Origin of the sequence: Archangium violaceum, from assembly GCF_016887565.1 — a bacterium.
GTDB lineage: Bacteria > Myxococcota > Myxococcia > Myxococcales > Myxococcaceae > Archangium > Archangium violaceum_B.
This window is the reverse complement of record NZ_CP069396.1, coordinates 1,978,765-1,995,851: the sequence shown is the minus strand read 5'-3', so window position 1 is coordinate 1,995,851 and position 17,087 is coordinate 1,978,765. Positions and strand designations below refer to the sequence as shown.

Annotated in this window: 15 protein-coding genes; 12 read left to right on the top strand and 3 right to left on the bottom strand. The window is 70.5% G+C overall.

Going from position 1 to position 17,087, the window contains the following annotated elements; all coding sequences use genetic code 11:
- The first annotated feature begins 9 nt into the window (after positions 1-9).
- Genes JRI60_RS08435 through JRI60_RS08420 form a run of 4 tightly spaced genes read left to right on the top strand, consistent with a single transcriptional unit; the run spans position 10 to position 4,181 of the window.
- Positions 10-1,188 (top strand): porin, encoded by a 1,179-nt coding sequence (locus JRI60_RS08435; protein WP_204225333.1) that lies wholly within the window; start codon positions 10-12, stop codon positions 1,186-1,188.
- Entirely contained in the window at positions 1,188-2,873 is a 1,686-nt protein-coding gene (gene tmk, locus JRI60_RS08430; RefSeq protein ID WP_204225332.1) for a dTMP kinase, read from the top strand. Before JRI60_RS08435 ends, tmk begins: the two co-directional genes overlap by 1 nt.
- A complete protein-coding gene (locus tag JRI60_RS08425) occupies positions 2,860-3,528 on the top strand; it encodes a DUF4956 domain-containing protein (RefSeq protein ID WP_204225331.1) in 669 nt (222 codons plus the stop codon). The genes tmk and JRI60_RS08425 overlap by 14 nt, the downstream gene beginning before the upstream one ends.
- Before the next feature lie 26 nt (positions 3,529-3,554).
- On the top strand, positions 3,555-4,181 hold the full coding sequence (locus JRI60_RS08420) for a DUF47 domain-containing protein (RefSeq protein ID WP_204225330.1): 627 nt from the start codon (positions 3,555-3,557) through the stop codon (positions 4,179-4,181).
- 31 nt (positions 4,182-4,212) lie between these two features.
- Here JRI60_RS08420 and JRI60_RS08415 read toward each other — a convergent pair whose 3' ends face one another.
- Positions 4,213-5,193, bottom strand: coding sequence for a DUF3616 domain-containing protein (locus tag JRI60_RS08415; RefSeq protein ID WP_239470415.1), 981 nt, complete (start codon positions 5,191-5,193; stop codon positions 4,213-4,215).
- 274 nt (positions 5,194-5,467) lie between these two features.
- On the opposite strand from JRI60_RS08415, the gene JRI60_RS08410 reads away from it, so the two are divergent.
- The 8 genes from JRI60_RS08410 (at position 5,468) to JRI60_RS08375 (ending at position 14,829) form a co-directional block, all read left to right on the top strand.
- Entirely contained in the window at positions 5,468-6,151 is a 684-nt protein-coding gene (locus JRI60_RS08410; protein WP_275439150.1) for a response regulator transcription factor, read from the top strand.
- Positions 6,148-7,566: a sensor histidine kinase gene (locus JRI60_RS08405; RefSeq protein WP_204225327.1), complete on the top strand. Its 1,419-nt coding sequence runs from the start codon at positions 6,148-6,150 to the stop codon at positions 7,564-7,566. Before JRI60_RS08410 ends, JRI60_RS08405 begins: the two co-directional genes overlap by 4 nt.
- A gap of 46 nt (positions 7,567-7,612) precedes the next feature.
- Positions 7,613-8,989, top strand: coding sequence for an efflux RND transporter periplasmic adaptor subunit (locus tag JRI60_RS08400; RefSeq protein ID WP_204225326.1), 1,377 nt, complete (start codon positions 7,613-7,615; stop codon positions 8,987-8,989).
- Between the two features lie 18 nt (positions 8,990-9,007).
- The gene (locus tag JRI60_RS08395; protein WP_204225325.1) at positions 9,008-9,754 is read left to right on the top strand and encodes an ABC transporter ATP-binding protein; all 747 of its coding nucleotides are present in this window, start codon (positions 9,008-9,010) and stop codon (positions 9,752-9,754) included.
- Positions 9,751-10,983, top strand: coding sequence for an ABC transporter permease (locus JRI60_RS08390; RefSeq protein ID WP_204225324.1), 1,233 nt, complete (start codon positions 9,751-9,753; stop codon positions 10,981-10,983). Before JRI60_RS08395 ends, JRI60_RS08390 begins: the two co-directional genes overlap by 4 nt.
- Entirely contained in the window at positions 10,983-12,326 is a 1,344-nt protein-coding gene (locus JRI60_RS08385) for a TolC family protein (RefSeq protein WP_204225323.1), read from the top strand. Before JRI60_RS08390 ends, JRI60_RS08385 begins: the two co-directional genes overlap by 1 nt.
- Before the next feature lie 133 nt (positions 12,327-12,459).
- A complete protein-coding gene (locus JRI60_RS08380) occupies positions 12,460-13,353 on the top strand; it encodes a hypothetical protein (RefSeq protein ID WP_204225322.1) in 894 nt (297 codons plus the stop codon).
- Positions 13,354-13,449: 96 nt separating this feature from the next.
- The gene (locus JRI60_RS08375) at positions 13,450-14,829 is read left to right on the top strand and encodes an MFS transporter (RefSeq protein ID WP_239470414.1); all 1,380 of its coding nucleotides are present in this window, start codon (positions 13,450-13,452) and stop codon (positions 14,827-14,829) included.
- A gap of 4 nt (positions 14,830-14,833) precedes the next feature.
- Here JRI60_RS08375 and JRI60_RS08370 read toward each other — a convergent pair whose 3' ends face one another.
- Together JRI60_RS08370 and JRI60_RS08365 are read right to left on the bottom strand one after the other, a co-directional pair.
- Positions 14,834-15,604 carry a 3-hydroxybutyrate dehydrogenase gene (locus JRI60_RS08370; protein WP_204225321.1) on the bottom strand — a complete coding sequence of 257 codons (771 nt, stop codon included), beginning with the start codon at positions 15,602-15,604 and terminating at the stop codon, positions 14,834-14,836.
- An 11-nt stretch (positions 15,605-15,615) separates the two neighbouring features.
- Positions 15,616-17,031: a hypothetical protein gene (locus JRI60_RS08365; RefSeq protein ID WP_204225320.1), complete on the bottom strand. Its 1,416-nt coding sequence runs from the start codon at positions 17,029-17,031 to the stop codon at positions 15,616-15,618.
- Positions 17,032-17,087: the final 56 nt, after the last annotated feature.

The following is a 17,087-nucleotide window of genomic DNA, read 5'->3' as shown; positions in this document are numbered from 1 at the left end:
GCCCAGGCCGTGTACAGCCCTCATCATCCCCCCGCCCGCCGCAGCCGCTCCACCGGGTGGCTCACCCTCGCCGCGATGCTCCTCGTGTCCTCCGCCCGGGCACAGGAAGCCGAACCCCAGGAAGCCCCCGTGGCTCCCGAGGCTCCCCCAGCGGCCCCCGAGGAGGCCCCTCCGACCGAACAGGAGAACGAGGGGAGCATCCAACTGCCCTCCGCGTTCGGCTCGGTGCAGGTGGGTGGCCGGCTCTCCGTCCGCGAGGCGATCGACGCCAAGGGCGAGGAGGCCCTGGCCGGGAAGCTCTCCCTTCCCGCCGCGCGCATCGAGCTCACCTATCAATGGAAGAAGCGCCTGCGGGCCGTGGTGGAGTTCGACGTCTCGGACGGCCTGAAGGACGCCTACGCCTGGCTGAAGCTCTCCAAGGGGTTCTCCCTCCGGGCCGGCCAGTTCAAGGTGCCCCTGTCGCTCGTGGAGCTCGAGTCCACGTCGAGGCTCCCGCTCGTGCGCCGGGGCCTGGGGCGGGATGTGCTGTCCGACGGGCTGGGGCTCACCGGCCGCCGGCTCGGCGCGCAGCTCGAGTGGAAGTGCACCGGCTGTGACCGGGAGCTGAAACTGCGGGCCGGGGTATGGCAGTCCGCCGAGAACGAGGACGTCGCCCTGGAGAACGGGCTCGGTCTCATCCCGGCGATCCGCGGCACGTGGGCGGTGCTGGACACGCTCGAGCTGGGCGCCTCCGCGCAGGTGCAACCGCCCGGGACGAGCACGAGCGACACGTGGTCCAACTGGACGGCGGGGTTCGACGCGAGGCACGCGCTGCCCATCGGCCAGGGAGAGCTGCGCACCTGGGCCGAGGTGCTCGTGGGGCGCTCGGACCTGCTCATCGGCGCCGAGGGACCGCTGCTCACGGCGCGGGCCCTGACCGCCTGGCGCATCGGGAGCGGCTCGAAGGGAGCGCTGTACGTCGAGCCCTTCGTGATGCTGTCGGCGCTCGACCCGGACCTCCAGCTCCAGAAGGACCTGCTCTGGGAGGCGGCGGGAGGACTCAATTTCGGCCAGTGGAGGCGCTGGCGGTTGCAGGCGCAGGTGGAGAGCCGCCGCGCGGAGGCCTCCGTGCCGGCGACGCTCAAGGCCCTCGACAAGAGCCTCACCGAGAGGCGGGCGCTGATGCTGCAGATGGAGGTGAGCTTCTGATGTTGATCGTATTCGAAGGAATCGATGGCTCTGGCAAGACGACGCTGTCCAACCGCGTGGCGCGCGAGCTGCGCCGGGCGGGGCTGCGCGTGCGTCACGTCCGCGAGGACGGCAAGCTGGCTTCCCCGGTATCCGAGGGGCTGCGGCTCTTCACCAAGAACCCCCGCAACCTCGCGCTCACCCCCATGGCCGAGCTGCTGCTCTACACCGCTCGCGAGACGCAGTTGCTGGAGGAGGTGACGCGCCCCGCGCTGGCCGAGTACGAGATCGTCATCGCGGACCGCTTCCTCTACACCGCGGAGGTGCTCGCCCGCTGGGGGCGGGGGCTCCCGGAGCACGAGGTGCGGCCCGTCCTGGACGCCTGCGCCCGGGGCCTGCGGCCGGACCACGTCTTCCTCATCGACGTGGACCCGGCGATCGCCCGCGCCCGCCGCCGCATCTCCAAGCTGCTCGCGCCACCGCAGGGTGCCTCCTCCCGGAAGGGACTGGCCGGCGTGGGAATGCAGGCACGGCTGCGCGCGGGTTACCGGGCCCTCGCGGCGGAGTCCCCCGAGCAGTGGAGCCTCATCGAGAACGCGGACGTGCCACTCGACACGCTCGTGGCCCTGCTGGTGCAGCACGTGCTGCACCTCAAGAGCGGCGAGCCCCTCATGTCCCTTCCCACGCGCGCCCGTCCGGCGCCGTCCATCCACTCGCTGGCGGAGGCCCGTGCGCGCTTCCTCGCGCGGGTGGATGCCTGGATGGACGAGGAGCCGCAGCTCGCGGCCTGGTTCCTCTCGGGCCTGGAGGGTCCGGACATCGAGGAGCGCCAGACGCGCCTGGCCGGGCGGTTCCCCGAGGTCATCGCCTACGGCCTGTCCGGGCTCACGGACGCGCACGCGTGGAACCTGCGCGGGCAGCTGGAGGAAGCGGCGCCGGTGCAGGTGCTCGGCTCGCTGAAGGAGCTGGCCGCGGAGACGCCGGAGGCCTGGGCGCTGCGCGAGCGGTGGGAGACGCGCAAGCCCGAGGCCGTCGCGGACTCCCTGTCGGGGCTCGACTCGGAGAAGGCCTGGGCGCTGCGCGAGCGCCTCTACTTCGCCGCGGCGGAGCAGGTGGTCACCTCGCTGGCGGGGCTCGGGAGCGAGCGCGCCTGGAAGGAGCGGGGGCGCTGGCTGTCGGACATGGGCGGGGAGGCGGCGCTCGGCCTGGAGCGGGTGGCGCGCACCGCGTGCCGTTCCATCCGGGGACTCGATGACGCGCGGGCCTGGGACTGGCGCGAGCGCGCCTGGGAGGCGGCACCGGATGCCGTGCTGCGCACGCTGGACGGAATCGACGGCGAGCGCGCCTGGGAGATGCGCGAGCAGCACGTGGCGCGCGCTCCCCGGGCGGTGCTCGGAACCCTGAATGGCCTGGACCATCCCCGCGCCTGGGCGCTGCGCGAGTCCTTCGGCGTGCAGTGCGAGGAAGCGCTGGACTCGTTCGTGGGCCTGGAGGGCGCCACGGCGTGGAAGCTGCGCACGGCGCTGGCGGACACCTGGCCCGCCGCCACGGTGAAGAGCCTGGGTCCCCTGCTGGCCATGACCCCCCGGGGACGGGCGCTCATCGAGCGATTGCTGGAGAGCCACCCCCATGATTTCGCACTGCTGCGCCAGGCTGCCCGGGCCGCGGCGGACCACACCCAGGAGTTACGCAATGCCTCCGCCTGATGCCCTGACGCAAGCCACCTCCGTCAGCCCCCATGTGCTGCCCGTCCTCGACGTGCTGCTGCGCTTCGGCCTGTCCCTGCTGCTCGGCGCCGTCCTGGCCTACCGGCCCTGGCGCAGGTGGATGCCGAACACGCCGGTGATGGCCCAGGAGACCATCCACACCCAGGTGTTGATCGCCGTGGCTGGAGCGGTGATGACGACGGTCATCGGTGACAGCATGTCCCGGGCCTTCGGCCTGGTGGGCCTCGGCGGCTTCATCCGCTTCCGCTCGGGCATCAAGGACCCGCGGGACGCGGCGGTCATGTTCGTGATGATCGGCGTGGGCATGGCCTGCGGGCTGGGGGCCTTCCAGGTCGCCGGCTGCGCGACGGGCTTCTTCGGCGCCGTGCTGCTGGCCCTGGACGCGACGGCACAGCGCCGCGCCCAGTGGGTGAAGCTGTCACTGGACGTGGAGGACCTGGGCGCGGCCCTCCCGCCGCTGCGAGCGCTGCACCCGGGCGTCCGCGTCCTCACGCTCGAGCAGGCGCCCACGACCCAGGCGGGTACGGCGGTCGTCGAGCTCTCCGTCCCGGAGCGGACGGACGGTTTCGAACTGCTCGAGCGGCTGCGCGGCGCATTGCCGGGAGTCCGGAGCGCCTCCATCGATCCGGGATGACCCATCGTCTGAACAGGAGAGAGACCATGCTCGAGAAGCTGATGCCCAGGTCCGACGAGTTCTTCGACGACTTCGACGCCCAGTGCGCCGTGACCGTGCAGGGCGCGCAGATGCTGCACGCGCTGCTGAGCGACTACCGGGACGTGGCCGCCCGCGTCCAGGCGCTCAAGGAGGTGGAGCATAAGGGCGACTCGGTGACACACACCGCCTTCACGCGGCTGCACCAGCAGTTCATCACCCCGTTCGACCGGACGCAGATCCACTCGCTGCTGTCGCGCATCGACGAGGTGCTGGACTTCACCAACGCCGCGGCGGCCCGGCTCCACTATTACGAGATTCAATCGAGCCTGCCGGAGGCCACCGAGCTGTCGCGGGTGCTGGTGCTGTGCACGGAGAAGATCCGCGAGGTGGTGGCGATGCTGCGGCTCATCAAGCAGCCGGAGCGGATCCTCTCCGGCTGCAAGGCCATCAAGCGGCTGGAGACGCAGGCGGACGAGCTGCTGCGCTCGGGCAAGGGGCAGCTCTTCAAGAGCGGCGTGGACCCCCTCACCATCATCAAGTGGAAGGAGATCTACGACCTCATCGAGACCGCCACTGACAAGTGCCTCGATGTCGCCCACGTCATCGAGGGTGTGGTCCTGGAGCACTCCTGAGTGGAGATGCCACCCGGAGCCGCGCGGGCACTCAGGGCTTCGCGGGCAACCGGACCCAGACGCCACGGAAGCGCTTCTTCGAGGGCTCCTGCAGCCGCTTGCACTCGACCCCATCGATGAGACGGCTTCCGTCATCGCTGAGCAGGAGGATCTCCTCCTTGTCCTCGAACGTGGCGAAGGCCTCGGGATTGAAGCCGGTGAGGTCGATGCCGTCCACCACCGAGGGCTGTTCCGCCTTGCCCTCCCAGGTGAACAGGCGGGAGGTGCCCTCCCCGGCGATGGGGCCTCCGATGAAGAGGTACCGGCCCCGCCACCGGGAGATGGCGCGAATCCCCAATCCCCCCAGGTCCAACAGCCGCGCGGCGCCCAGACGCGCGGACTTCCCCTGCGGCAGCTCCGTGGGGTTCAGCAGCTCGACGGTGAGGGCCTTGCCCTGGGGCAACGGATTGCGGAAGCCGATCAGGAGGGTCTTCCCATCCGCCATCGCCGTCATGCCCTCGATGTTGAGACCGCCCTCCTCCTTCGGGGCGCGCGTGGAGGCCGAGGCGAGGCCGAATGGCGCGAGCTGGGGAGCCGCGAGCAGGTCCTCGAGCAGCCGTGTGTAGGGCTTTCCCTCGAACACGAGGGTCTTTCCATCCTCGGAGGCGCGGGTCGCGAAGAAGCGGAAGCGGTTGGCGTCCAGCTTCCCGGAGCTCTTGCGCCCATGGGAGCTCAGCCAGAAGGAGAGTGGAGGAAGCTCCGTCGCGGCCTCGATGTCCGCCTCGGGCGCCTTCTTCTTCCCCGCGGGAAGCTCCAGCCCCGCGGACAGGTCGACGGTGGAGACCGGGCGGCCTCCCGTCTTCCCGTCGTAGACACGGATGACGTTGTCCTCGTCATCGGCGACGGTGAACGACCCATCGCCCCGCACCACGGCACCTGATGCGTCGCACGCCCCCTCGAAGGTCACGACCCTGGGAGGGATCGGGGCCTTGGGCTTCTGCGTGGCCGGCGACGCGCTCAGGACAGCACTCATTACGAATGGAGTCATGAACATGGCGCGAACTATAGAGAGAGACCCGGAGGTCTTCGTGACCTGGACCTTGCACATTCGTGACAGAATATTTCCTTGATGCACCGCCCCATCGGGAGCGGCTCCCTCTACGAGCAGCCTGGCGAGAACCTCGAACGCCTCGTCTCCCGTCCGGCTGTATCTTCATCGTGTGACCCCAGGGGTGGAGGGCACGGGGGGAGGAGAGACACGCGTGGACCCGACGACACCTACAACCACGGACGAGGGCACCATCCAGGTGCTGCTGGTAGAGGACGACGAGCGACTGGCCCGTCTCACCAGCCGCTACCTCCAGGAGCACGGCATCCTCGTCACCGTGGCCCGCACCGGCCCCGAGGGCCTCACCGAGGCCAACCGCCACACCTATGATGTCGTCCTCCTGGACCTCATGCTCCCGGGGCGCGATGGGGTGGAGGTCTGCCGCGAGCTGCGCACGCGCAGCAACGTCCCCATCATCATCGTGACCGCTCGCGGCGAGGAGGCCGACCGCGTGCTCGGCCTGGAGACCGGCGCCGACGACTACCTCTCCAAGCCCTACTCCTCCCGCGAGCTGCTCGCGCGCATCCGCGCCCAGGTGCGCCGGGCCCGGGGTCGCGCCGGGCCCTCCTCCCAGCCCATCCAGGTCGGCAAGCTGGCCCTGGATCCCGGGAACATGAGCGCCACGCTCGATGGCAAGGCGCTGTCCCTCACCACGTACGAGTTCGGCTTGCTGCGCGTCCTGGCCGAGCGCGCCGGCCGCGTCCTCGGCCGCGAGCAGCTGCTCGACCTCGTCAAGGGCAACGCCGAGGAGGTCTTCGACCGCTCCGTCGACGTCCACATCTTCCGCATCCGCCAGAAGATCGAAGAAGACCCGCGCAACCCCAGGCTCCTTAAGACGGTGCGCGGCGCCGGCTACCTGCTCGCCACGGGGGACGAGCCTTGAACATCCGGCGTCCCCGCTTCCCCAGCCGCCTGCTGTGGCGCATCTACCTGGTGGGCATCGCCCAGCTCCTGCTCGTCTTCTTCGCGCTCACCACCGTCCGCCGCTACACACGAGAAGACTCATTTCGCGAGACCTTCGAACGAACCAGCACCTACAACGTCTCCGAGTGGGCCTCGCTCCGGGATCGACCCGAGGAGCTCCAGGGGGCGCTCAACCGGGTTCGCCAACGGCTCGGAGTGAAGGTGACGATGCGCACCGTGGATGGCCGCGTCTTCGCCACCAACATCTCGCCCCCTCTCGCTCCCATCTCCGCCGAGAAGTTCCAACGGCTCGAGACCGAGCGCGTGATGAAACGCGGCACCGGTCCTCCGCCCGCCATGTACGTGGCCATCCCCGAAACCGGTCCGATGGAGGCCTACGCCGTGGTGGAGCTCCCCCCACCACCCCAGCCTCCCCCCAGCCCCGTGGTGCCCATTGCCCTGGCGCTCGGGTGCACGGCCATCACCTCGCTCGTCTTCGCCCGCAGCCTCGCCGTGCCCCTGCAGCGGCTGGCCGAGGTGGCTCGCGCCTTCGGTGCCGGCATGCTCGACGTGCGCACCGGCCTGCGCCGCCGCGACGAGATGGGCCAGGTGGCCGAGGCCTTCGACGAGATGGCCGAGCGCATCACCCTTCTCCTGCGCTCCCAGAAGGAGCTGCTGGCCAACGTCTCCCACGAGCTGCGCACGCCCCTGGCCCGCATCCGCGTCGCCCTGGACCTGGCCAGCGAGGGTGACGCCGCCCTGGCCCGCGAGTCCCTCTCCGACATCGCCGAGGACCTCTCCGAGCTGGAGCGCCTGGTGTCCGACATCCTCACCGCCGCCCGCCTCGACCTGGCCACCGGGCAGACTCCCGGTGCCACTCCTCCCCTGCGTCGCGAGCACGTAGAGGCCCAGACGCTGGTGGACAAGGCCGCCGCGCGCTTCCGCTCCGCCCGGCCCGAGCACCGCCTCGAGGTGCACGTGGATGGCACCCTGCCCGCGCTGGAGGCCGACCCCGTGTTGCTACGCCGAGCCATCGACAACCTGCTGGACAACGCCGGCAAGTACTCCGAGCCCCACACCACCGTGCGGCTGCACGCCCGGTGCACCGCGGACGGCCTCCAGGTGGAGGTGCGCGACGAGGGCATCGGCATCGACGCGAACGACCTGCCGCACCTCTTCACCCCCTTCTTCCGCAGTGACCGCAGCCGCGCGCGGAAGACGGGAGGCGTGGGGCTGGGACTCGCCCTCGCCCGCCGCATCGTCGTCGCCCACGGAGGCACGCTCACGCTCGAGAGCCAGCCCGGTCTGGGAACGACCGCTCGCGTCAATCTCCCCGCCGCTCCCGGGTCAGGGCAGGCGACCGGGCAGGCGAGGGCTGCCCGTCATATTTCGTAACAAAGACGAGATTCACCGAAACATCGCGACGCCTAGATCTCCGGACATGAAGTCCACGAGCGAGTCGCAGCGACGCGAGGAGATGTCCACCCCCATCAAGCCCCTGCCCGTGTCGGCCGAGCCGGCACGGCGCTGGCGCATGCCCAGGCGGTGGGGATTGTGGTTGCTGATCATCGCCGCGGTGGTGGGCGCGGGCGTGTGGCTGGCCCAGCCCAAGGCGAAGGATCCGGCCGCCAACTTCGAGACGGCGGCGGCGCAGCGGCGCGACGTGGAGTCGCGCGTGACGGCGACTGGCACCGTGTCCGCCCTGGTCACCGTGCAGGTGGGAAGCCAGGTCTCCGGCCGCATCCAGGAGATCCTCGTCGACTACAACTCGCCGGTGAAGAAGGGCCAGGTGATTGCCCGCATCGACCCGCAGCTCCTTCAGGCGGCGGTCGAGCGGGCCAGGGCCAATCTCACGGCCGCTCGGGCCAACGTGCAGCGGGCGCGTGTGGAGGCGGAGAACTCCCGCCGCCAGGCCGACCGCGCCCGGACCCTGCGAGACCAGCAGTTCATCGCCCAGGCGGAGCTGGACACCGCGGAGGCCACGGCCCAGTCGGCCCAGGCCCAGGTGACCTCGTCCGAGGCCTCGCTGGCACAGGCCCAGGCGGCGCTCAACGAGGCGGAGGTGAACCTGCGCTACGCCACCATCGTGTCTCCCACGGACGGCATCGTCATCTCGCGCAGCGTGGACGTGGGCCAGACGGTGGCGGCCTCGCTGCAGGCCCCCACCCTGTTCACCATCGCCGAGGACCTGCGCAAGATGCAGGTGAACACCAGCGTCGCCGAGTCCGACGTGGGCCGCCTGGTGGACGGCATGCGCGCCACCTTCACGGTGGATGCCTGGCCCGGGGTCAGCTTCGAGGGCAAGATCCGGCAGATCCGCAACGCCTCCCAGACGGTGCAGAACGTCGTCACCTACGACGCCGTCATCGACGTGGAGAACCCGGAGCTGAAGCTCAAGCCGGGCATGACGGCCAACGTCACCTTCATCACCGCGCACCGGGACGACGTCGTCACCGTGCCCAACGCGGCGCTGCGCTTCCGTCCTCCCGCGCCCCCCGAGGGCACCGCGCGCGCGCGTCCCGGCGCCGAGGGCACCGCCACCGGCACGGGAGGCGCGGGAGCGGCGGAGAAGCCCGAGCCCGGCACCAAGACGGTGTTCGTCCTGCGCGAGGGGCGGCCCCGGCCCGTGCGCGTGAAGCCGGGCGTGACGGACGGCACGTACACGGAGGTGGAGGGCGACCTGCGCGAGGGCGATCAGGTCATCACCGGACTGGCCGCGGGCGCCCAGGCGCCGCAGGGCACTGGCTCGGGCCAGCTGCCGGGCAGGAGCGGCGGCGGCGGAAGGGCCGGCGGCGGATTCGGCCGGGGACCCTTCTAGGCGGTGGAGAGGCGCACCATGGACGGGAATCAAGAGCAGACGCCGCTCATCGCGCTACGGGGCGTGAGCAAGATCTACAAGACGGGTGACGTGGAGGTGGCGGCCCTGCGGGGCGTGGACTTCGACGTGGAGGCCGGCGAGTTCGTGGCCATCATGGGCTCGAGCGGCTCGGGCAAGTCCACGCTGATGAACATCCTGGGATGCCTGGACCGGCCCACCGCGGGCCAGTACCTGCTGGATGGCCAGGACGTGTCGCGCCTGGACCGCTCCGGCCTGGCCCTGGTGCGCAACCGCACCCTGGGCTTCGTCTTCCAGAGCTTCAACCTGCTGGCGCGCACCACCGCCCTGGAGAACGTGGAGCTGCCCATGCTCTACGCCGGGGTGCCCGCGCGCGAGCGGCGCAGGCGCTCGCGCGAGGCGCTCGAGCGGGTGGGCCTGGGCGCCCGCCTGGACCACCACCCGCGCCAGCTGTCGGGTGGACAGCAGCAGCGCGTGGCCATCGCCCGGGCCCTGGTGAGCCGGCCGCGCGTCATCCTCGCCGACGAGCCCACGGGCAACCTGGACTCGCGCACCAGCATCGAGGTGATGGCGCTCTTCCAGGAGCTGCGCCAGGAGGGCATCACGCTCGTGCTGGTGACGCACGAGCCGGACATCGCCGGGTACGCCGGGCGCGTGGTGGTGGTGAAGGACGGGCGCATCATCTCGGACCGGCGTCAGCAGCCGGTCCCCGCGGAAGTGCCCCCGCTCGAGGAGGCCGTGTCATGAACATCCTGGAAACGATGATGCTGGCGGTGCGCTCGCTGCTGCGCAGCAAGATGCGCTCCTTCCTCACCGCCCTGGGCATCATCATCGGCGTGGGCGCTGTCATCGCCATGGTGGCCATTGGCGATGGCGCGCGCGCCAGCGTCCAGAAGGTGTTCGACTCCATGGGCACCAACCTGCTCATCGTCATGCCCGGCTCCAACAACTCGGGAGGCGCGCGGGGAGGCTTCGGCAGCCAGCCCAGCATCACCTGGGACGACCTGGAGGCCATCCGCACGCAGGTGTCGAGCGTGCATGCCGCCGCCCCCGAGATGCGCACCAACACCCAGGTGTTCTCCGAGGACCAGAACTGGACGACGAACGTGACGGGCACCACGCCCGACTTCTTCGACGTGCGCGGCTGGACCATCGCCCGGGGCCGGCGCTTCACCGAGGCGGACGTGGAGGCCGGTGCCAAGGTGGCCGTCATCGGCCAGACGGTGGTGGAGAAGCTCTACGGCGCGGGCTTCGACCCGGTGGGCCAGGTCATCCGCATCAAGAAGACGCCCTTCACCATCATCGGGATGACGGCGCGCAAGGGCCAGTCCCCCATGGGGCAGGACTACGACGACAGCATCCTCGTCCCCGCCACGACCTTCCAGCGGCAGGTGCAGTCCCAGAGCCTGGGCAAGTTCATCACCGGCATCATCTACGTGCAGGCCGATGCCACCGCCGGCACCGCGAAGGCCCAGCAGGACGTCACCACGCTGCTGCGCGAGCGGCACCGGCTGGCCGAGGACGCCACCAACGACTTCGACATCCGGGACCTGTCCGAGCTGGCCAACAGCCGGCAGCAGAGCACCGAGACGCTCAGCCTGCTGCTGGCCTCCATCGCCGCCGTGTCCCTGGTGGTGGGCGGCATCGGCATCATGAACATCATGTTGGTGAGCGTCACCGAGCGCACCCGGGAGATCGGCGTGCGCGTGGCGGTGGGCGCCAGGCCCCAGGACATCCTCGCCCAGTTCCTCATCGAGGCGCTGACGCTCTCGCTCCTCGGAGGACTCATCGGCGCGGCGGCGGGCATCGGCGTGGCCCGCTTCCTCGCCTCCCAGTTCCAGTGGCCCCTGCTGATACGGCCGGACGTCATCGTGCTGGCGCTCGGCTTCAGCGCGCTCGTCGGGGTGGGCTTCGGCCTCTATCCGGCGCGCAAGGCAAGCCAGCTCGATCCCATCGACGCCCTGAGGTACGAGTGATGCGTCCCCTCTTCCCCTTCCTCGCCCTTCCCCTGCTGGCCACCGCGCCGGCATACGCCCAGGCTCCGGCCCTGGTCCCTACCCAGGCTCCGGCACCTGCCCAGGCCCAGCCCCAGCGCGTGCTCACCTTGAAGGACGCGCTGCGCACCGCCCGCGAGCGGCAGCCCCAGCTGCGCCAGGCCCAGGCCAACACCTCCGCGGCCAACGCCCGCGTGGACCAGAACTTCTCCTCGCTGCTGCCCCAGGTGGGCGCCAGCGCCACCTACCAGCGCTCCCTGCGCGACAGCGACGGCGACGACGGCCTGCCGACCACCTCCTCCGGTTTCATCAGCCGCGAGGGACTCAACCTGAGCGCCTCGGTCAACCAGCTCATCTGGGACTTCGGCCGCACCACCGGCCGGTGGCGTGCCTCGCAGCAGTCCGCCGAGGCCCAGGGAGCCACCGAGGCCCAGACGTTGCTCGACGTGCTGGCCAACGTGCAGACCGTCTACTTCAACGCCCTGGCGCAGCAGGGTCTGGTGCAGGTGGCCCAGGAGACGCTGGAGAACGAGAAGGCGCACCTCGCGCAGGCCCAGGCCCAGGTGCAGGTGGGCAACAAGCCGGAGATCGACCTGCTGCAGCAGCGCACGGCGGTGGCCAACGCCCAGGTGCAGCTCATCCAGGCGCGCAACAACGCCGCCACCAGCAAGGCCCAGCTCAACCAGGCCATGGGTCTCGAGGGCACCACCCACTACACCCTCCAGGAGGAGGTGGTGGGCGCCGTGGAGGGCGAGGACCAGTCCGTCGAGGCCCTGGTGGACCTCGCGTTCCAGAACCGGCCGGACCTGAGCGCGAGCGAGCACCAGCTCCGCGCCCAGGAGCTGCAGATCTCCGCCACGCGCGCCAACTACTGGCCGAGCTTCTCCGCCTCGGTGTCGGCGACGGACTCGGGCACCAACCCGGCGAACCTGAACTGGGGCTTGACCGGGCAGGTGGGGCTGAGCTGGCAGATATTCCAGGGCGGCCTCACCCGCGCCCAGGTGCGCGAGCAGCAGGCCAACCTCACCAGCATCCAGGCCCAGCGTGACGCATTGCGGCAGCAGGTGCGCCTGGAGGTGGAGCGCGCACAGCTGTCGGTGACGGCCGCGAACGAGAGCGTGACGGCCGCGGAGGAGGCGCTGACCAATGCCCGCGAGCGGCTGCGTCTGGCCGAGGGCCGCTACAAGGCGGGCGTGGGCAACATCATCGAGTTGTCCGACGCGCAGCTGTCCGCCACCAACGCCGGCGTCCAGCGCGTCCAGGCCGCCTACAACCTGGCCACCGCGCGCACGGAGCTGGCACGCGCGCTCGGCCGCGAGCCTTGAGGACGCCCCGTTCTCTGTTTGTCATGTTTTGAGAACAGGGCGCTGTTTTGCGGGAAATCCTGGTGTAGCGTGCTCCCTTGCCCGCCCGGAAACCGGGCGGGCATCACCCCCCCATCACAGGGAGCACCCCCCCATGAGCGCATCCGTCCGCACGGCCGTCCTCGCGGCGGCAACCGCCGCCCTCCTCGCCGCACCGGAGGCATCGGCCACCAACTACACACTGTGGATCCACGGCAAGAACGGCGGTGGAACGCAGATCGGCAACTACGCCGACTTCTCCAACTGGGGCCCGAGCACCGCCGCGGCCGGCGTGAACAAGAAGGCCGTCAACTGGAACGGCTCGCAGAGCATCGGCTCGCAGAACGCCTACGTCCGCAACGCGCTCGACTGCTTCTGCACCGGCACCAACTGGTGCTACATCGCCGTGCACAGCGCGGGTGACCTGCAGATCGGCTACACGCTGGCGCTGTACGGCGGCTCGGCGCGCTACAAGAAGAACGCCACGCCCAACTCCAGCGGCGTGTGTGGCAACACCGACGGCACCACCCAGACGGGCTGGAACATCAAGTGGGTGGACGTGGCCTCGGGCGCCAGCGGCGGCAGCGAGCTGGCCGACCACGGCGACTGGGCGGTGGGCGACCCCATCGTGACCGACCTGGTCACCACCACGGCGCGCGCCATGTACAACCACAACACCACGCGCGCGGTGTGGTTCTACAACTTCGCGGGCTCCAAGGGCACGGCCTACTCCGGCATCCTCCCCGGCCAGGATGACGAGGCCGTGGCCTACCACACCACCGGTGGCGTCTCCGGCTCCTCCGGCGGCTCCTACTGCAACCCGGGCGACTGGTTCTGCGGCGGCACGCTGAACACGGGCACCAGCGCGTGCAGCGACGGCCGGGCCAAGTGGTCCTACCACTCGGTGAAGTTCCGGGATGATGGCGAGGCCTACAGCCACTCCGGCAACGGCAACTGGGAAGGCATCGTCGGCAAGGTGCGCGCGGACGTCGCCGCCAACGCCTACTGAGCCGCTGTCTCCGCTCCCCGTGGGAGGACCATTGTCCTCCCGCGGGTGAAGCGGCGATGCTGCGACTCCACCATCACCCCCAAGAGAGAAGACACCGTGACGCCTCCCAACACGGCCCGGCCGCCCGAGCAGTCCCTGGAGACATCCATCTGGAAGGTGGCCGCCGCGAGCTTCATCGGCACGGCCGTGGAGTGGTACGACTTCTTCCTCTATGGAACGGCGGCGGCGCTCGTCTTCAACCGCCTCTTCTTCCCCTCGTTCGACCCGCTGGTGGGCACGCTGGCCGCGTTCGCCACCTTCGCGGTGGGCTTCGTGGCGCGTCCGCTCGGCGGCGTCATCTTCGGCCACTTCGGCGACAAGCTCGGGCGCAAGTCCATGCTGAGCGCCACGCTGATGATCATGGGCGCGGCCACCTTCGCCATCGGGCTGCTGCCCACCTATGACAGCATTGGCGTCTGGGCGCCCATCCTGCTGGTGCTGATGCGCGTGCTGCAGGGCTTCGGGCTGGGCGGAGAGTGGGGCGGAGCGGTGCTCATGGCGGTGGAGCACGCCCCCAGCCACCGGCGAGGCTTCTACGGGAGCTGGCCGCAGATGGGCGCGCCCGCGGGCCTGCTGGTGGCCAACGGCGTGTTCTCCGTCTTCTCCCGCAACGAGGAGCAGTTCCTCTCCTGGGGCTGGCGCGTGCCCTTCCTCTTCAGCGCGGTGCTCATCGGCATCGGCGTCTTCATCCGCATGAGCGTCGCCGAGTCCCCCGCCTTCCAGGCGCACAAGGCCGCGGAGAAGGCCTCCAGCGCGAGCCCGAAGCTCCCCGCGCTCGAGGCGCTGCGCAAGTACCCCAGGCAGATCCTCCTCGCCATGGGCGCGCGCTTCGCGGAGAACGGCTTCTTCTACATCGTCACCACGTTCGTGCTCACCTACGGCACGGGGCAGCTCGGGCTGGAGCGCTCCACCATGCTCAACGGGGTGCTCGCGGCCACCGCCATCCACCTGGTGGCCATTCCCGCGTTCGGTGCCCTGTCGGATGTGTTCGGCCGCCGCCCCGTCTACCTCGGTGGCGCCGTGGGGTGCGCGCTGCTGGCCTTCCCCTTCTTCTGGCTCATCGACACCAAGGAGACGGGCCTCATCGTGCTGGCCATCACGCTGGGCATCATCGCCCACGCCGCCATGTACGGACCCCAGGCCAGCTTCTTCTCCGAGCTCTTCGGCACGCGCGTGCGCTACAGCGGCGCGTCGCTGGGCTACCAGCTCGCCTCGGTGTTCGCCGGCGGCCTCTCGCCCCTCGTCGCCACCTGGCTGCTGACGGAGTCCGGCGGCAAGGCGTGGCCCGTGTCGCTCTACATGGTGGGCCTGGCGCTCGTCACCCTCGTCTCCGTGTACCTCTCCGCCGAGACGTTCCGCGAGAAGCTCTCCGAGACACCCGTCCCGGCCCCCGCGAACGGCGCCGCGGGGACCGAGGGCAAGCGCGAAGTGGCTTGAGACGTCAGCGGGCCGTCCAGCCGCAGTCCATCACCTGGGCGGCCCCGGTGATGCCGCCCGCGGCCTCCGAACACAGGAAGGCCACGTAGGCGGCCACCTCGCTCGGCTCCAGCAGGCGCTTCACCGCCGCCGGGGCCAGCATGATGCGCTCGATGACCTCGGTCTCGGTGATGCCGTTGACCCGGGCCTGGTCGGCGATCTGCTTCTCCACCAGCGGCGTGCGCACGTAGCTGGGGCAGATGGCGTTGACCGTCACGCCCTTGTCCGCCGCCTCGAGCGCCACCGTCTTCGTCAGCCCCATCAGGCCGTGCTTCGCCGAGATGTAGGCCGACTTGTACGGCGACGCCACCAGCCCGTGCAGCGAGGAGACGTTGATGATGCGTCCCCACTTGCGCGCGTACATCAACGGCAGGGCGTACTTCGTCAGCAGGAAGGGCCCCACCAGCATGATGCGGATCATCTGCTCCCAGCGGTCCTCCGGGAACTCCTCCACCGGCGCCACGTGCTGAAGGCCGGCGTTGTTCACCAGGATGTCCAGCCGCTCCCACTCCCGCTGCGCCCGGTCCACCAGCGCCCGGCAGTCCTCGCGCGAGGACACGTCCGCCCGCTGCGCGATGGCCCCGGGAATCCCCGCCGCCACGGCGCTCGCTCCCGCCGCGTCCAGGTCCGACACCAGCACCCGGGCCCCACGCGCGCCCAGGTCTTCCGCCACCGCGCGGCCGATACCACTCGCGGCGCCCGTGACGAGCGCGCACTTCCCAGTCAGCTCTCCCATGGCCGTGCCTTTCACAGAACCATCCGCAGGGTGAGGAAGGCCGACAGGTCGCGCTCCTCGAGCTCGGGCTTGCCGTCGATCTCCCGCGCGTAGGTGGCCACGCGCGCGCCCAGGGCCACCTGGTCGAACATCCACCAGGTCGCGCCCACGTTCAGGTACGAGTTGCGCGTGCCGAGCAGGGCCTCGCTGGCGGGGTTGCCGCCCGCGGCGGGAATGAAGGACGGGGTGTGGTCCGCCACGCGCGTATAGCTGAAGCCCACGCCCGACCTGCCGGAGATGAAGACGTCCAGGCCGGCGGAGAGGGTGAGCGCGTCGAAGGGCGTCTCCAGCAGCTGGTTGCCGTACCCCGCGGCCGAGTTGACGACGTCGTTCTCCACGCGCGCCACGTTGAAGAAGGGCGTCACCTCGAAGGGCAGCGACGGCACCATGCCCTTGAGCTTGAGCTTCACGTTGCCACGCAGGTTGTAGCCCTGGATGGGCGGATCCTGGGTGGAGTTGACCTGGTAGTTGATGTCGAGCACCTGGGCCATGGCCCTGGCCTCGAACCAGGGGTGCTCGTAGGAGAGCGAGGGGCTGATGACGCGGAAGTGGATGTCGTCATCCGGCTGGCCATTGCGGAAGTTGCCCAGGGGCCGCTCCCAGAAGCGGCCGTTGCCGCCGAAGGAGCCACCCACCATGAAGGACGCCGAGGAGCTGAGCGGGTTGGCCTCGGTGTAGCTCAGGCCGGCGGTGAAGCCCCAGCGCGAGTAGCGCGCCTGCACGCCCTGGCCGCGGTTGAAGCCGCTGTAGAGCAGGGGGTCGCGCGTGTACTTGTCCGCGAGCAGCACGTCACCGGTGTGCGCGGAGAAGAAGTCCACGCTCGCCGGGTCCAGGATGATGCCGGCCTCCACCGTGGCGCCCCAGCGCTGCAGGCGCAGCACCTGGTCGCGCACGGACATGGAGGCCGTGCCTTCCCAGATGCCCGAGCCGTGGCTGCGGATGTTGCGCTCGAACTCGCTGCGGAAGGTGACGTAGGGGCCCAGCCGGCCCTCCGCCCCGAAGCGCGCGAGGGCCACCGTGGTGATGCGGCCCTCCTTCTCGGGGTTGGGGTTGACGCGCAGGGTCTCCGACTGGATGCCGCCCGCGATGGAGAGCACCGGGCTGATGAAGTACGTCTCGCTGCCCAGGGCGAAGAGGGGCCGGGTCGCGGGCGTCGGCGCGCTCACCACCAGCGTCTCCGCGTCCTGCTTGAGCGTGGGGTCCGGCTTCTCGGGAGCGGTGACGGCGGGCGGGGCCGGAGCCACCGCGGGGGCCTGCGCGATGGGGGCATCGGAGGAGGCCGGAGCGGGGGCCTCGGCGGTCTGCGCCAGGACCGGGGCCGCGAGCAGGGCGGACGCCAGCGTGCACGCACGCGCCAGGCGGGGCGCGGTGGGGAAGGACGGATTCATGGGGAAAGGAGTCTCACTTCGGCCGCGCTCGGAAGGGGGAGCGCCGCCCGCGCACG

What these genes read in the sequence shown, in the direction of transcription:
- JRI60_RS08400 (WP_204225326.1), top strand. Translation starts at nt 7,613, where the DNA reads ATGAAGTCCACGAGCGAGTCGCAGCGACGCGAGGAGATGTCCACCCCC.
- JRI60_RS08380 (WP_204225322.1), top strand. Translation starts at nt 12,460, where the DNA reads ATGAGCGCATCCGTCCGCACGGCCGTCCTCGCGGCGGCAACCGCCGCC.
- JRI60_RS08390 (WP_204225324.1), top strand. Translation starts at nt 9,751, where the DNA reads ATGAACATCCTGGAAACGATGATGCTGGCGGTGCGCTCGCTGCTGCGC.
- JRI60_RS08420 (WP_204225330.1), top strand. Translation starts at nt 3,555, where the DNA reads ATGCTCGAGAAGCTGATGCCCAGGTCCGACGAGTTCTTCGACGACTTC.
- JRI60_RS08365 (WP_204225320.1), bottom strand. Translation starts at nt 17,031, where the DNA reads ATGAATCCGTCCTTCCCCACCGCGCCCCGCCTGGCGCGTGCGTGCACG.
- JRI60_RS08415 (WP_239470415.1), bottom strand. Translation starts at nt 5,193, where the DNA reads ATGAGTGCTGTCCTGAGCGCGTCGCCGGCCACGCAGAAGCCCAAGGCC.
- JRI60_RS08385 (WP_204225323.1), top strand. Translation starts at nt 10,983, where the DNA reads ATGCGTCCCCTCTTCCCCTTCCTCGCCCTTCCCCTGCTGGCCACCGCG.
- tmk (WP_204225332.1), top strand. Translation starts at nt 1,188, where the DNA reads ATGTTGATCGTATTCGAAGGAATCGATGGCTCTGGCAAGACGACGCTG.
- JRI60_RS08425 (WP_204225331.1), top strand. Translation starts at nt 2,860, where the DNA reads ATGCCTCCGCCTGATGCCCTGACGCAAGCCACCTCCGTCAGCCCCCAT.
- JRI60_RS08395 (WP_204225325.1), top strand. Translation starts at nt 9,008, where the DNA reads ATGGACGGGAATCAAGAGCAGACGCCGCTCATCGCGCTACGGGGCGTG.
- JRI60_RS08370 (WP_204225321.1), bottom strand. Translation starts at nt 15,604, where the DNA reads ATGGGAGAGCTGACTGGGAAGTGCGCGCTCGTCACGGGCGCCGCGAGT.